11 protein-coding genes are annotated in these 13812 nt (G+C 44.3%); 3 read left to right on the top strand and 8 right to left on the bottom strand.

Annotated elements, in window-relative coordinates; genetic code table 11:
- Nucleotides 1-78: 78 nt before the first annotated feature.
- Entirely contained in the window at nt 79-720 is a 642-nt protein-coding gene (locus tag H9L11_RS00715) for an outer membrane beta-barrel protein (protein WP_017820457.1), read from the bottom strand.
- Between the two features lie 314 nt (nt 721-1034).
- Between H9L11_RS00715 and H9L11_RS00720 the strand changes: the two genes are divergently transcribed.
- Together H9L11_RS00720 and H9L11_RS00725 are read left to right on the top strand one after the other, a co-directional pair.
- On the top strand, nt 1035-2924 hold the full coding sequence (locus tag H9L11_RS00720) for a DUF294 nucleotidyltransferase-like domain-containing protein (protein ID WP_033905640.1): 1890 nt from the start codon (nt 1035-1037) through the stop codon (nt 2922-2924).
- Between the two features lie 8 nt (nt 2925-2932).
- Nucleotides 2933-3652: a 3'-5' exonuclease gene (locus H9L11_RS00725; RefSeq protein ID WP_081107483.1), complete on the top strand. Its 720-nt coding sequence runs from the start codon at nt 2933-2935 to the stop codon at nt 3650-3652.
- Nucleotides 3653-3722: 70 nt separating this feature from the next.
- Here H9L11_RS00725 and H9L11_RS00730 read toward each other — a convergent pair whose 3' ends face one another.
- Together H9L11_RS00730 and H9L11_RS00735 are read right to left on the bottom strand one after the other, a co-directional pair.
- The gene (locus H9L11_RS00730) at nt 3723-5606 is read right to left on the bottom strand and encodes a methyl-accepting chemotaxis protein (RefSeq protein WP_005376880.1); all 1884 of its coding nucleotides are present in this window, start codon (nt 5604-5606) and stop codon (nt 3723-3725) included.
- 231 nt (nt 5607-5837) lie between these two features.
- A complete protein-coding gene (locus tag H9L11_RS00735; RefSeq protein ID WP_005376879.1) occupies nt 5838-7409 on the bottom strand; it encodes a BCCT family transporter in 1572 nt (523 codons plus the stop codon).
- Nucleotides 7410-7796: 387 nt separating this feature from the next.
- Between H9L11_RS00735 and H9L11_RS00740 the strand changes: the two genes are divergently transcribed.
- Complete coding sequence (locus tag H9L11_RS00740; RefSeq protein ID WP_005376877.1) at nt 7797-8273, top strand: MarR family transcriptional regulator; 477 nt, start codon at nt 7797-7799, stop codon at nt 8271-8273.
- Nucleotides 8274-8313: 40 nt separating this feature from the next.
- Here H9L11_RS00740 and H9L11_RS00745 read toward each other — a convergent pair whose 3' ends face one another.
- From H9L11_RS00745 to H9L11_RS00765, 5 genes are all read right to left on the bottom strand, one after another.
- Complete coding sequence (locus H9L11_RS00745; RefSeq protein ID WP_005376875.1) at nt 8314-8952, bottom strand: response regulator transcription factor; 639 nt, start codon at nt 8950-8952, stop codon at nt 8314-8316.
- Entirely contained in the window at nt 8945-10300 is a 1356-nt protein-coding gene (locus H9L11_RS00750; RefSeq protein ID WP_005386831.1) for a cache domain-containing protein, read from the bottom strand. Before H9L11_RS00750 ends, H9L11_RS00745 begins: the two co-directional genes overlap by 8 nt.
- A 151-nt stretch (nt 10301-10451) precedes the next feature.
- Nucleotides 10452-11738, bottom strand: a complete 1287-nt coding sequence (locus tag H9L11_RS00755; RefSeq protein WP_005376871.1) for a TRAP transporter large permease subunit — start codon at nt 11736-11738, stop codon at nt 10452-10454.
- 12 nt (nt 11739-11750) lie between these two features.
- Nucleotides 11751-12290 carry a TRAP transporter small permease subunit gene (locus tag H9L11_RS00760; RefSeq protein WP_053306570.1) on the bottom strand — a complete coding sequence of 180 codons (540 nt, stop codon included), beginning with the start codon at nt 12288-12290 and terminating at the stop codon, nt 11751-11753.
- Between the two features lie 115 nt (nt 12291-12405).
- Entirely contained in the window at nt 12406-13497 is a 1092-nt protein-coding gene (locus tag H9L11_RS00765) for a TRAP transporter substrate-binding protein (RefSeq protein WP_017636112.1), read from the bottom strand.
- Nucleotides 13498-13812: the final 315 nt, after the last annotated feature.

Consider the following 13812-nt stretch of genomic DNA (forward strand, 5'->3'; position numbering starts at 1 on the left):
ATACTTTATTAAAAGGAAAGGTCAGCATAAGCTGACCTTTTTTGTTTTAACTTAACGCCAAAAACGAACCCGTCCGATCTAGTAGACAAACTTCAAACTCAGCCCTACTTCATTGACGTAATCTGAGCTTTCACCGCTATAATCAGTATCTCTAAACTGATAAAAAAGACCAGTGCCGATGACTTTATGCCATTGGTAGTTAAGACCGATCTTAAAATTGTTCTCATCAACGATATCACTACGGTTCAACTCCACTTCAGCTGTCGCAATAAGCTTTTCACTGAGCAAGTAATTCACCCCAACAGTTACAGCTTGAATCAATTCGCTATCGGAAGACAACGTATTATCCGTTTTGTCGTCCGTCGCTTTCGCTTTGATTGCGCCTATTCCATATAGCCCGTAGATATCGAATTGCTCTGTAACTCCATAACGGTAACCACCACCAAACAAAAGGCGGTCAATGCGAAGAGTAAAATCATCCGGATGGAAAAACTGCGCTGAGTAATCAACATTAAACAACCAGTTCTCAGTAAACAAATAGTTACCACCGAGTCCAACTGTGGTCGCATTAGAGTTATCTAACCATTCTTCGTTTGTCGTTCCGGCACCAACATCCAAATGAATGTGTTCGTACCCAAATTTTTCTGCTTGGTCCATGACCGCTGCGCTTGATATCGCCGGCAAAGCAGCTAAAGAAACAAGCAATAAATTTCTCACCATTCGACTTCCTTTCATGAGAATTATCTAAACACTGTATTCCATCGCCTGAGCTACTTGGCTCAAGAAGAATAGCTTAATCTAAAGACGTGATAACGATCTGAAACAGCCAAAGATCTAATCAGTCATCACGAAGAAAACATATCGACGACGTCTTTTTCAATTGAGGTGACCATATAGTAGTAAAAATGAAGCTCCCTTATCGTGCGATATGTCAGAATCTTATGACTGAGCACGAAAATCGCGGTTCAGATAAGACTCTGTTTTAAAACTAAGTTAAGATTACTTTATTATTTGCGAACTAAAAGGCGCCTTCGATGGATGCAGAACTTCTCGAGATTTACAACTTTCTCGCCAAGTATCCCCCGTTCAATGAACTCCCTGAAGAAACACTAAACAAGGTGACAGAGAGTGTCGAAATCTCGTACTACCGAGAAGATACCCCCATCATCCATTTTGGAGACTATATCCAAGATTTATACGTGGTGCGAAGCGGTGTTGTTGAAGTTTATCGACGCAAAGGTGAGCTGTATAATCGCCTTGACGAAGGTGACCTATTTGGCCAGATGGGCATGCTCACCAATAACAAAGTCCGCTTTCCGGTAAAAGCCATTGAGGATACCCTGCTCTACTGTATTCCTGGTGACATTTTCCAAGAAATTTACGATAACTTTGATTCCTTTGCGGATTTTGTTGAAGTTGAAAATAGCGCTCGTTTACGCCAAGCCATTTCAGAAAACAAAGACGCCAATGACCTGACGACGTCGAAAGTGAAAACCTTGCTGACTGGCGATGCTCATACGATTGATCGTGGTCAGACAATCCAGCAAGCCGCGCAGCAAATGGCGAATGACAACGTATCGGCTTTACTTATCGTCGACCCAGATTTCGTTCGTGACGAAGACGATCCACAGTCCCCAGTACTTGGTATCATTACTGACCGTGACTTGTGTACCCGTGTGTTAGCTGAAGGTTTGTCCCCACAGGACGATGTGTCCAGTGTGATGACCACGGAGGTCATGTCTCTTGACCACAACGCTTACATCTATGAAGCAATGTTAACGATGCTGCGTTACAACGTACATCACCTACCAGTGGTAAAAAACCAATTACCAATCGGTATTATCGAAACAACCGACATTGTTCGTTATGAATCTCAGAATTCGTTGTTGTTGGTGAGTAGTATTTTCCAACAACAGACTATCGAAGATTTAGCCGTTGTTGCCGAAGAAGTGAAAAGCAGCTTCGTGCGTCTGGTCAATGAAGATGCCAACTCTCACATGGTGGGTAGCGCGATGTCGGTCATTGGCCGAAGCTTCAAACAGCGTCTGCTAGAAATGGCAGAAGAAGAGCTTGGCCCACCGCCAATTCCTTATTGTTTCCTTGCACTTGGCTCAATGGGGCGAGATGAGCAACTGTTGGTGACTGACCAAGATAACGCCATCATTCTAGATGAGACCTATCAAGAAGAGAAACATGGTAAATACTTCGAAGCCCTAGCAAAATACGTCAGCGATGGGTTAGATGCCTGTGGCTACAAATATTGCACAGGTGATATTATGGCAACCAACCCACTATGGCGCATGACTCGTTCAGAGTGGGAAGAGTGTTTTGCTGACTGGATTGATAACCCGAACCCGAAAGCACTACTCAACGCCTCCATCTTTTTCGACTTGGATGGCGTCTATGGCCGCTTAAAATGGGCAGAACAGTTAACTAGCTTTATTGTTCGTCGCGCTCGAAAGAACAACCGCTTCTTAGCGTGTTTGGCTCGTAACGCACTAAACAGAACACCACCTCTGGGCTTCTTTAAAGACTTCGTGATGGAAAAAGATGGCAGACACAACAACTCCATCAACCTCAAACGTCGCGGTACTGCTCCTCTGGTCGACTTAATTCGCGTTCACTCTCTGGCGGTTGGTTCACGTGCACAGAACTCGTTTGAGCGTCTTGACGACATTATTGATGCTGGCATTTTGCCAAAAGGTCGAGCACAAGACTTAAAAGACGCGTTAGAATTTATTTCCATGGTACGTATTCGTCACCAAGCGACGGATGTGGAACTAGGCATTGAGCCTGATAACAATATCGAACCGGAAAACCTCTCTGAGTTTGAACGTCGCAACCTAAAGGATGCATTCCAGATCCTAAGCAATGGTCAAAATTTCCTTAAGTTCCGCTACCAAGCGAACAAGAGCTTTAAGTGAGGTTTAGCATGATTAAAAAGCTCTTTCAGAAGCCAACCATTCAGTGGCCAACGAAGTTTGAACAAAAGCTGGAGATGGCGAAGGATGAGAATTTAATTGCGTTTTATAGCAACAAGCCGCCTGCTCCAGAAACACCGTTATCTGAGGTGGAGTTCGTGGCGTTAGATTTCGAAACGACGGGTTTGAATCCTGAAAAACATGACATCATTACTATTGGTTTGGTGCCGTTTAACCTGAAGCGAATTTTCCTACGTAACTCGCGTCATTGGAAGGTACGTCCACAGCGTGCACTCGATGAAGATTCAGTCATTATACACGGTATTACTCACAGCGAATTGATCGATGCACCTGACTTAGGCGATATCTTAAGCGAGCTGCTACCATCCTTAAGCGGGAAAATCATTGTTGTTCATTACCGTCGTATCGAGAGAGAGTTTCTGGATAAAGCGCTCAAAAGCCGTTTAGGGGAAGGTATTGAGTTTCCTGTTTTAGATACGCTGCACCTCGAAGAAACGATTCAACAGAAACGTTCCGGCTCTCTCTGGGAGCGTTTAAAAGGGAAAAAACCAGAATCGGTTCGGCTAGCGCAATCTCGACGCCGTTATGGGCTGCCAGACTATACGCCTCACCATGCATTAACCGATGCAATTGCTACCGCAGAGCTACTGCAAGCGCAAATCGCCCATCATTACAGTGAAGAGCAACCCATCAGTGAGTTCTGGCTGTAGTATACTTCACGCTTAATAGCGATCAAAAAAGGAGCCAGATGGCTCCTTTTTTACTTAGGTTGAGACAAGATTACAGCTTAAAGCGTTGAATCTCTTGTTCAAGTTCGTGTGATAGCTCAGACAGGTGAGCAGCTTGTTCTGCTGCTTGATGAGCTTCGACTGACAACTCGTTAGACACGTCACGAATACCTTCAGTGTTACGAGTGATCTCAGTGGTTACCGATGCTTGCTCTTCTGCTGCTGAAGCAATCTGCGTTGCCATATCACTGATACGCTCAACAGCAGTGTGGATTTGCGTCAAGCTCGCTGCAGCCGCATTGGCATCATCAACACTGGTATCAGCTAGACGACGACTGTCACCCATAATACCGACCGCTTTGGCTGTTGTGCCTTGTAGCATCTCGATAGTTTCTTGAATCTCTTGCGTTGAAGCATGAGTACGTTGGCTCAATACGCGGACTTCATCTGCAACCACAGCAAAACCACGGCCTTGCTCACCTGCACGTGCCGCTTCGATCGCCGCGTTAAGTGCAAGTAGGTTCGTTTGCTCTGCAATGCCTTGAATCGTTGATAGAATCGTATTGATGCTATTTCCGTGTGCTTCTAGCTCTTGAATCACATCAGTAGCAACTTGAACTTCTTGCGCTAAGTTCTGAATAGAGCCTTGCGTTTGAGTTACTTGGCTTGAACCGTGTGAACAAGCTTGAACCGCTTCTTCTGAGTTACTTGCCGTGCTATCAGCATTACCTGCAATTTCTTGTGTCGCTGCTGCCATTTCGTTCACGGCCGTCGCCACCATGTTGATTTCATCTTGCTGGTAAGAGATACGCTGACTACGCTCCTCAGCTTGCTGTGCTGTCGTGCGTGCTTGCTCTGAAAGCGCAGAAGATACGTGGCTAAGCTTAGTAACCATTGTGTGCATGTTGCCAACAAAACGGTTGAAGTTTTCCGCCAGTTTACCTACTTCATCATCACTGCGTGGTTCTAGGCGTTGCGTTAAGTCACCTTCGCCAGATGCAATTTCTTCCAGTGCATTTGATACGCGGTTCAAGTCACGGAACAAGAAACCAACTAGCCAAGAAACTGCAAGAATAACCACAATCGTGATCGCCACAGCAGTGAACAATAGATCTCGTAGCAATACCGCATGACCTGCTTCTTCTGTTGCGCGATCCATTTCAATCGCAAACATCCAATGCGTACCAGGAACTTTATTGAAGTAGTAAAGCTTCTCTTTTCCTTTGATTACCGTATCTTCGATACGACCTTCATCGGCGGCGCGCTCAATTGCCTCTTCTGAAAAATCTTTTAGAACACTGGTGATAGGCTTAAGCGTCAAGCTTTTATCTGGATGCGCTAAAAAGGTGCCTTCATTCATGTCGATTAGCATCGCATGCGCGTTTTCACCTGCATCTAAGTTAATCACATCGCTGATAAGCTGATCGATCAGTACGTCCGCACCAACAACACCAACAAACTGACCATTTTTCATTACTGGCTCAGCAATGGTCACAAGTAGTGCATTCGTGATTGCGTCTTGATATGCGGCTGTGATGATTTGCTTACCCGCTGCATCAGCATCCTTGTACCAAGGACGTGTGCGAGGGTCATAATCAGCACGGTTACGTTCCGGATGAGAGCGGTACATATCACCGTTTGGTGTACCAAGGAAGATGTCATCGAAGCCACCAGCCTTGCGAGCTTGTTGTAGGAAAGGAACAACGTCTTGCTCGGTCGAGTAGTCGTTGAACGCAGTGGCAATATCTTTACGGATATTGACCCAATCAGAAATTCCCTCTGACGCAGTAGTACTAAGACTTTGCGCACGTGAATAGACACCTGAACGAGTCTGATCAAATAATTGACCAGCCGACAACCAAGTAAGTGCTGTTGCCATCACAACAACAGCAGAAAGGCTTGCGCCTATAAGCTTTTGTTTTAATGATAATTTCATATTTATAGTTTTTTGAGTTGGGAGAACAGTTAAGGTGCATGAATATTACACACTTTTTTACGACTATTCACTAATTTTTAAAAAACAAAATAGCACATTAACTCTTTGTAAAATATGAACTTTCATGTGTCATTTTTTTGTCTCGAGCGTCATAAAAACCGCACAAAAAAAGCCAGCAAATTGCTGGCCTTTTGATTAATTGTTAGTCAGACGGTTTTATAAAATGCCGAATTACTGACGCTCTGTTCTCATACCCATCAATAAGCTCACACACATTGCAAGCAGAATGAAGGTAAATGGCAGTGCTGTAGAAATGGCACCAGCCTGAAGAGCTTGAACCGCCTCGGAGCCACCAATCCATAGCAGAGCAACCGCAATTGCACCTTCCATGAATGCCCAGAAGACACGTTGAAGTACAGGTGCATCAACTTTACCACCTGCAGTGATACTGTCGATAACAAGTGAACCAGAGTCAGAAGACGTAATGAAGAACACAAGTACCAACACAACAGCGATGATAGAAAGCATGCTACCAAATGGAAGAACATCAAACATTTGGAACATAGCAAGTGATACGTCAGTCAAGCCATTTGTGCCCAGCTCACCTACTTTATCAACAACTTGCTCGATCGCCAGGCCACCAAATACAGACATCCAAACAACGGTAACCGCAGTTGGAACCAGTAGAACTGCTGTGATGAACTCGCGAACGGTACGGCCGCGAGAAACACGCGCGATGAACATGCCTACGAATGGCGACCATGAAATCCACCAAGCCCAGTAGAATACTGTCCAGCCTTGGAACCAAGCTTCGTCCGTACGACCAAACGGGTTACTTAGTGGGATGATATTCTCTACATATGCCATAAGTGTGGTTGGAATCGAACCTAGGCTCGCCGCCCAACCGATAAGACCAACAAGGAGAAGTAGCAAGAACGCCACAACCATGTTGATGTTACTAATGACTTTAACACCACCATCGATACCGCGTACGACTGAAACAACAGCAAGTAAAGTCACCACGGTAATAACGACGATTTGCAGACCTAGGCCTGGCTCAACACCAAATACGTGATGAATACCACTTGCTGCTTGCTGCGCACCTAGACCTAGGGATGTAGCAAGACCAAATAAAGTCGCAAGCACAGCCAGAATGTCCACAATGTGGCCAGCCCAACCCCATGCACGATCACCCAGAAGTGGGTAGAAGATCGAACGCATAGATAGCGGTAAACCTTTGTTGTAGGCAAAGAATGCTAAAGAAAGTGCTACAACACCGTAAATTGCCCATGGGTGAAGGCCCCAGTGGAACATCGTTGCACCCAGTGCCAATCTCGCGGCTTCTGGTGTATTTGCCTCAACACCAAGTGGCGTTTCATACCAACCGGTGAAGTAAGCGACAGGTTCTGCAACACTCCAGAACATTAAACCGATACCCATACCAGCTGCAAATAGCATTGCAAGCCATGACATAAACGAGTAATCGGCAACAGCGTCTTTACCACCTAGTCGGATCTTACCCATTGGTGAGACGATAAGCGCCAAACAGAAAATAACGAAAATGTTACCTGCAATAATGAACAACCAATCGAATGAACCAATAATTTTCCACTTCAGCCCATCAAGTGCCGTCTTTGCGGTATGTGCATCTAGAACTAATGCAGCGACAAGAAACAGCGCAATTAAACCTGCACTAATACCAAAAACTGGGTTATGAACATCAAAACCCCATTTTTGAACGTTGTCCTGACCTACCGTATAGTCGGTACTATCGATACTGTACTTATCTATACCCTTTGTCATCGTTCCTCTCTATTTTTGTAGTGTTTTTACGTACCAAACAAAAAAATCTTTCGAACACGATACGTTTTGCATTCCGTGAAGGCGCAAGATCCTATCATTTGACACGTTTTTGTCTATCTTTTTGCTATTAAAAAATCCAATAACTTACTTTTCACTGTGTGATTACGGCCTTTGATAGAACAAATCACTACTACAATAGTTAGACCACAAACATTTATTGCTATAATAATTTTAGCTCTTCTTATTTTGTCGAAAAGGCGCGACAAAATGGTATTGAGGACACGGCGTAAAATTGTAGAGGTAATTTTTGATTTCCCCCCTTTAAATAAGGGCGCATTTAAGTTAGTGTCGCCTCGATAAATGTTCCCTACAGACTGGATGAATAAATTGGAAAAGTACGAAGAAGTATTGGTCTCGATTCGTCAGATCATCCGCGCTATTGATTTACATTCTAAAAAGCTGAGCAAAGAGTCTGGATTGACTGCTCCACAGTTGATTTTGATGCGCGCTATCAATGACTTAGATAACGTGACGATTAAACAGTTGTCTAGCCACACTAACATGAGCCAAGCGACCGCAACGACCATTCTAGATAGACTAGAACGAGGCCAGTTTGTTGAGCGTCAGCGCAGTGTTCAAGACAAGCGTAAAGTGCATGCTGTACTTACGAGCAAGGGCCAAGAAGCCTTAAAACAAGCACCAACGCCGCTGCAAGAGCACTTCATTAATCGATTCCAAAAATTGGAAGAATGGGAGCAATCCCTTCTACTATCTTCCGTTCAACGCATCTCGACGATGATGAATGCAGAGGACATCGATGTTGCTCCAATGCTAGAGCTTGGTAGCATTACCAAAGCCGATTAGTTTCGCTCCCACGTGCTCGCTTTTTGCGGGCACTACTCTCCTACTCAGTCAACCCAGTTTCAAACGCATATTTTGCTAACTCTGCCGTCGAATGTAAGTCCAACTTGTGCTTAATGTTATGGCGATGCGTCTCTACCGTTCGATAACTAATATTGAGTAAAGTGGCGATTTTCTTGCTGCTGTTTCCTTGAGCAACTAATTTAAGTACCGCTTCTTCCCTGCGGCTGAGAGGATTCGTTTTTTGCGTGGCAGGCACCACTTCTTGGGTAAAGAGTGTTTGTGTGACGGATTCACAGAAATACGTCGAGCCTTGGTTAACCGTTTTTATTGCTTGCACCATTTTCTCGGCCGAGATTTCCTTGAGCATATATCCTACGGCACCAGCTTGCATGACCTTCATGATGTACTCGCGATTATCGTGCATGGTCAACATAAGTATTTTGCTCTCTGGGCGAGCTTCTTTAATCACACCAGTCGCTTCAATACCGTTCATTATTGGCATGCTGATATCCATCAATATGACGTCCGGTTGCAAGTGCTTTGCGACCTCTATCGCTTCCAAGCCATTGCTTGCTGTACCCACCACTTCGATGTCAGGCTCTAACTCCAAACGAGCCATGAAGCCATCCAATACCACTTGATGATCATCGACAATCACTACACTAATCGGTTTATCCATAAACTATTTCATCCAAATTAAGCAGCACAGTAATCTCTGTTCCCAAGCCAAGCTCACTCATTAGCTCAAATTCACCACCGATGAACTCTACACGCTCTTGCATGTTCCTTAACCCAATCCCTTGTTGGTGCACTGCTTGGTTAACCACAAATCCAACGCCATCATCACGTATGAGTAATTGCAGCATATTGCCCATTTTTTGCAAAGTAACCGTTACTTTTTTCGCTCGCGCATGTTTTTCAATGTTATTCAAAGACTCCTGAGCGACGCGATATAGCGTCGTTGCGACTTCCGAAGTCAGTTTGTGCTGCTGAGTATCGAAATTGCTCTCGATATCAATCCCGGAATGGGAATGAAAATCCTGTAGCAAGGTCGTCAGTGCTGCTTCTAAACCGATATCATCGAGGGCGCTTGGACGGAGCTGATGAGAAATATGCCGCACCTCATTTATCGCGGTGACGAGCGATCGTTGTGATTTATCTAAGTGGGATTTGAGTTTTTCGTCTTCAAGTCTATGACTCATTAAGTCTAAATGACATTTACTGGAGACTAACAACTGATTGATTCCATCGTGCAGTTCTCGCGCTAAATGCTTTTTCTCATCTTCTTGGAACATCACGGTTTTATGTGCCAATTCTTTCAGGTTCTTATCAGCGAGGCGATGCTCGTGCAGATTGATCGCCAAAGTGAGAACAATGATTACAGCAACGGTCACCGCTAAGATCACGACGACTGAGAAAAATGTCGTTTCGATATTTTTGTTCACTGCCGCGCGCATATTGGCGACTTCTCGGCTGACATCCTCAATATACAGCCCAGTCCCTATCATCCATTCCCACTTATCGAGCCATGCAGCGTAACTAAGCTTAGGGACGACTTCACCTGTAGATGGCTTTTGCCATAGGTACTGATGAAATCCACCACCTGATTGCGCTTGATACAATAAAGCTTCGATTAAGCGATCGCCATTTTCGTCTTCAAGATAGAGTAAGTTTTCCCCGACAAGCTCCGGAAGAACTGGGTGTACAAGGTTGGTACCATATTTATCATAAGCAAAAAAATAGCCGTCCGACCCATAACTCAAACGATTTAAAATCGCTTTCACACGCGTTTTGGCAACACTCTCTTCTAAAGTCGGATCGTTGTAGATGTAAGAAATGGAGTCAAAAGCGACGTCGACCGTATCTTTCAGCGCCGCTTCTTTTGATTGGATCAGGTTTTGATGAAAGATCTCTACCTCCCTTTTGCCAAGGGTCTTGGTTTGATAGATAGAGATCCAGCTGATACTCGCTGACACCAATACCACGGGTATCAGTGTCAGCAGAATTAACTTTGCTTTGAGAGGCATCCCTTCCCTCCATGAAACGCTGCCTTTACAGCTTACTATCTTAGCAGTACAAACGAATCGATTGTGTCTGCATAGACATAATTAACAGCTTAACAACTTGTCTCAAAAGGTAAAAACTCTCAGTTCACAAAATCTCTTTATTATCGAGTGATTAACTCATACCGTAAAAACCTGGGAAAAACAGCAAAGACGCCAACACAACAATCTGAATCGCGATGAATGGCATCACACCTTTGTAGATATCACGCGTAGTAACCCCTGCTGGAGCGACACCTTTTAGATAAAACAAACTAAAGCCAAATGGCGGTGTGAGGAACGACGTCTGCAAGTTCATCGCAATAAGAATCGCAAACCACGTCATATTAATGCCCATCAATTCAGCGACTGGCGCAATAATTGGCACGATGATAAAACAGATTTCAACGAAGTCGATAAAGAAACCTAAAATCAGAATCACCACCATGGTAATAATAAGGAATCCCCACTTTTCACCCGGCAGTTCTAACATCCACTCTTCAACTAAATAATCACCACCGGTGTAGGTAAATGCCATTGAGAAGGCGGTCGCACCAAGTAAGATCGCAAAGACCATTGCGGTTACCTTAACTGTCTCTTTTGATGCATCATAAATCATCGACCAACTAAACTGTTTATACAATAGCGATAAAATTATCGCACCTGCACCACCCAGTGCCGCTGACTCTGTTGGTGTTGCAATCCCTGCAAAGATGGAGCCCAATACCACGATGATCAATGCTAAAGGTGGCAATACAGCTTTCAGTGCGGTGAGCACTTCTTGTTTACGACTGATCGACTCATCACGCTCTATCGCCTGTGCGGCTTGAGGGTTCAACTTCGCGTAGATGAGAATATAGATCACATAGGCGCCAACAAGTGTAATACCGGGCCAGATCGCAGCTTGAAATAGGTCCCCTACCGGTACGCCAAGTACATCACCCAACAAGATCAACACGATAGAAGGTGGGATAATTTGGCCCAACGTGCCAGACGCACAAATAGTCCCACACGCTAAACCTTTGTCGTAATTGTACTTTAGCATCACAGGAAGAGATATTAAGCCCATCGCAACAACTGATGCGCCTACCACACCCGTTGAAGCTGCAAGCAATGCGCCAACTAACACGGTAGAAATAGCGATACCACCGCGAACGCCACCGAACAAACGCCCCATTGATTCTAGTAGCTGTTCAGCAAGCTTCGTTTTCTGTAGCACTAGCCCCATAAAAACGAACAGCGGTACGGCCATTAGCACCGTATTTTCCATAATGGACTGAATTCGATATGGCATAAAAGCAAACATCTCGATGCCTTCAGCCCAAACACCAAAAATCAGCGCGATACCACCAAAAGTAAAGGCAACGGGAAATCCCAATAGAAGCGCAAAGAGCGCAACAAAAAACATCACTATACCGATCATAATGACTTCCTTTTACGACTTACCGTTATTACCGGCATAGATGAGATGAGGGTTGACAATTTTGTTGATTGAATGAAGTAACAATCCAATACCACTCACCGCCATAAAGAAAAATGACAGCGGAATCATCGCTTTGATAATCCAACGATATGGTAAGCCACCTGGGTCACCAGACGTCTCGCCTAACGCGTAACTTTCCTTAGCGAAATCAACACCAAACCAAGCTACCAGTAGGCAAAAAGGGAATAAGAAAAATAGTGTGCCTATGATGTCGATGATGGATTGTGCTTTGTAAGATAAGCGTTCATAAAAAATGTCGACGCGAACATGGCCACCGGACTTAATTGCGTAAGGCACACCAAGCAAGAACACGGCAGAGAATAGATGCCATTCCATTTCTTGGAATGCGATAGACACATCATTAAACACGTAACGCATGACAACGTCGTACACAACGTTTGCTAACAACAAAATAAACAGGATGCTGGATAACCATCCGAGAAAATCGCTAAAGCGGTTAAATAATCGCTCAATATAAATAAGACTTCTCATTCCGAACTCCGTGGAACGTTTAGATGCGCTCCGCTATGGTGCGGAGCATTCATTATGAAGTTTTCTTGGGCTTCGATAGCAGGCTAAACCTCTCGGCATCGCCTGCTTCACAACGTTATTGTTGAGCTTGACTGTTTAAGTACGCTCGGTGCGAAATATCTGACCATGGTCGAACTTGATTCATATAGTTCGCTTGCGACTCTTGAATCTCTTTCGCCAAAGCATCTTTTTCTGCATGTTCTTTCAACAAACGATCGTTTGCTTCTCTCAACGCAGCTACTACTTCAGGTGGGAAATCTTTTACTTCAACATTTGGGTATTCAGACTTAATAGATGCCCAGTTTTTGCCGCTTTCGTGTTTCGATTGCGTGTACATATCGTAAGCGGCCGTTTTCATGGCTACTTGCAAAATCGCTTTTAGATCATCAGGTAAACGATTCCAGGTACGCTTGTTAACGAGGAACTGAAGCTCAGTCGCTGGCTCATGCCAACCTGTGTAGTAGTAAGGCGCGATTTTGTGGAAGCCCATACGTAGATCCAGCGATGGACCAACCCATTCCAAGGCATCAATCGTGCGACGCTCTAGAGAAGTATATAGCTCACCAGGGGCGATATTCGTTGGCTTGGCACCTAACTCAGCCAAAATCTCACCAGCAAACCCTGGGATACGCATTTTCAAACCCTGTAAGTCCTCGACGGACTTGATCTCTTTTTGGAACCACCCGCCCATCTGAGTATCGGTATTACCGCCAGGGAAAGACATCAAGTTATGTGGAGAGTACACTTTTTCCATCAGCTCCATACCACCGCCGTAGTAAAACCATGCATACTGCTCAGTTGGCAACATACCGAAGGGCATAGAAGTGAAGTAAAGTGTGTTTGGAACCTTACCCTTCCAGTAATAAGACGCTGAGTGACCCATGTCATACTGACCCGACTTAACCATATCAAACACCCCAAAAGGCGCTTTATGCTTGTTTGCGGAATCAATGCGGATTTGCAAACGTCCGTTGGACATCTCTTCCGCCATTTTGGCCATGTTTTTTGTGGTATCACCAAAAATTGGGAAATTAGGCCCCCAAGTTTCAGCAAGCTTTAAACGATAGACTTTTTCAGCAGCGTTTACAGAAGTCGCTGCGAGTGCCATCGCGGCAGCGACAGCGGTTGTTTTGAGCACTCGTTTTAAAGATTTTTGGATTAGACTCATCGTTCACGTCCTTTATCACCAAGGTTATTGTTGTCATCCATTTCATTAGGATTGGCTGTATTCGGTATAAAAGATGTAACAATGTTGTCTAATGCGAAATGGGCATGAACACGGAAGCGAGTAATTCATCAATAAGGCATTAGCCTAAGGTATTACGTACAAGTACGTAGGACAATCGTCATGACAAAAGACTGTTAATAGCAAAATCAATAAATTATATTTTTATCTATGAATAAAAATAAAAGACAATACGTACGTATTTTTCTGCCAAAAAATTTACATAGTATTTAAGAAAATGTGACAAACCACTTATTG

Source organism: Vibrio sp. sp1, from assembly GCF_016920955.1.
Lineage (GTDB): Bacteria > Pseudomonadota > Gammaproteobacteria > Enterobacterales > Vibrionaceae > Vibrio > Vibrio alginolyticus.

What these genes read in the sequence shown, in the direction of transcription:
- H9L11_RS00715 (WP_017820457.1), bottom strand. Translation starts at nt 720, where the DNA reads ATGGTGAGAAATTTATTGCTTGTTTCTTTAGCTGCTTTGCCGGCGATA.
- H9L11_RS00720 (WP_033905640.1), top strand. Translation starts at nt 1,035, where the DNA reads ATGGATGCAGAACTTCTCGAGATTTACAACTTTCTCGCCAAGTATCCC.
- H9L11_RS00725 (WP_081107483.1), top strand. Translation starts at nt 2,933, where the DNA reads ATGATTAAAAAGCTCTTTCAGAAGCCAACCATTCAGTGGCCAACGAAG.
- H9L11_RS00730 (WP_005376880.1), bottom strand. Translation starts at nt 5,606, where the DNA reads ATGAAATTATCATTAAAACAAAAGCTTATAGGCGCAAGCCTTTCTGCT.
- H9L11_RS00735 (WP_005376879.1), bottom strand. Translation starts at nt 7,409, where the DNA reads ATGACAAAGGGTATAGATAAGTACAGTATCGATAGTACCGACTATACG.
- H9L11_RS00745 (WP_005376875.1), bottom strand. Translation starts at nt 8,952, where the DNA reads ATGGATAAACCGATTAGTGTAGTGATTGTCGATGATCATCAAGTGGTA.
- H9L11_RS00750 (WP_005386831.1), bottom strand. Translation starts at nt 10,300, where the DNA reads ATGCCTCTCAAAGCAAAGTTAATTCTGCTGACACTGATACCCGTGGTA.
- H9L11_RS00755 (WP_005376871.1), bottom strand. Translation starts at nt 11,738, where the DNA reads ATGATCGGTATAGTGATGTTTTTTGTTGCGCTCTTTGCGCTTCTATTG.
- H9L11_RS00760 (WP_053306570.1), bottom strand. Translation starts at nt 12,290, where the DNA reads ATGAGAAGTCTTATTTATATTGAGCGATTATTTAACCGCTTTAGCGAT.
- H9L11_RS00765 (WP_017636112.1), bottom strand. Translation starts at nt 13,497, where the DNA reads ATGAGTCTAATCCAAAAATCTTTAAAACGAGTGCTCAAAACAACCGCT.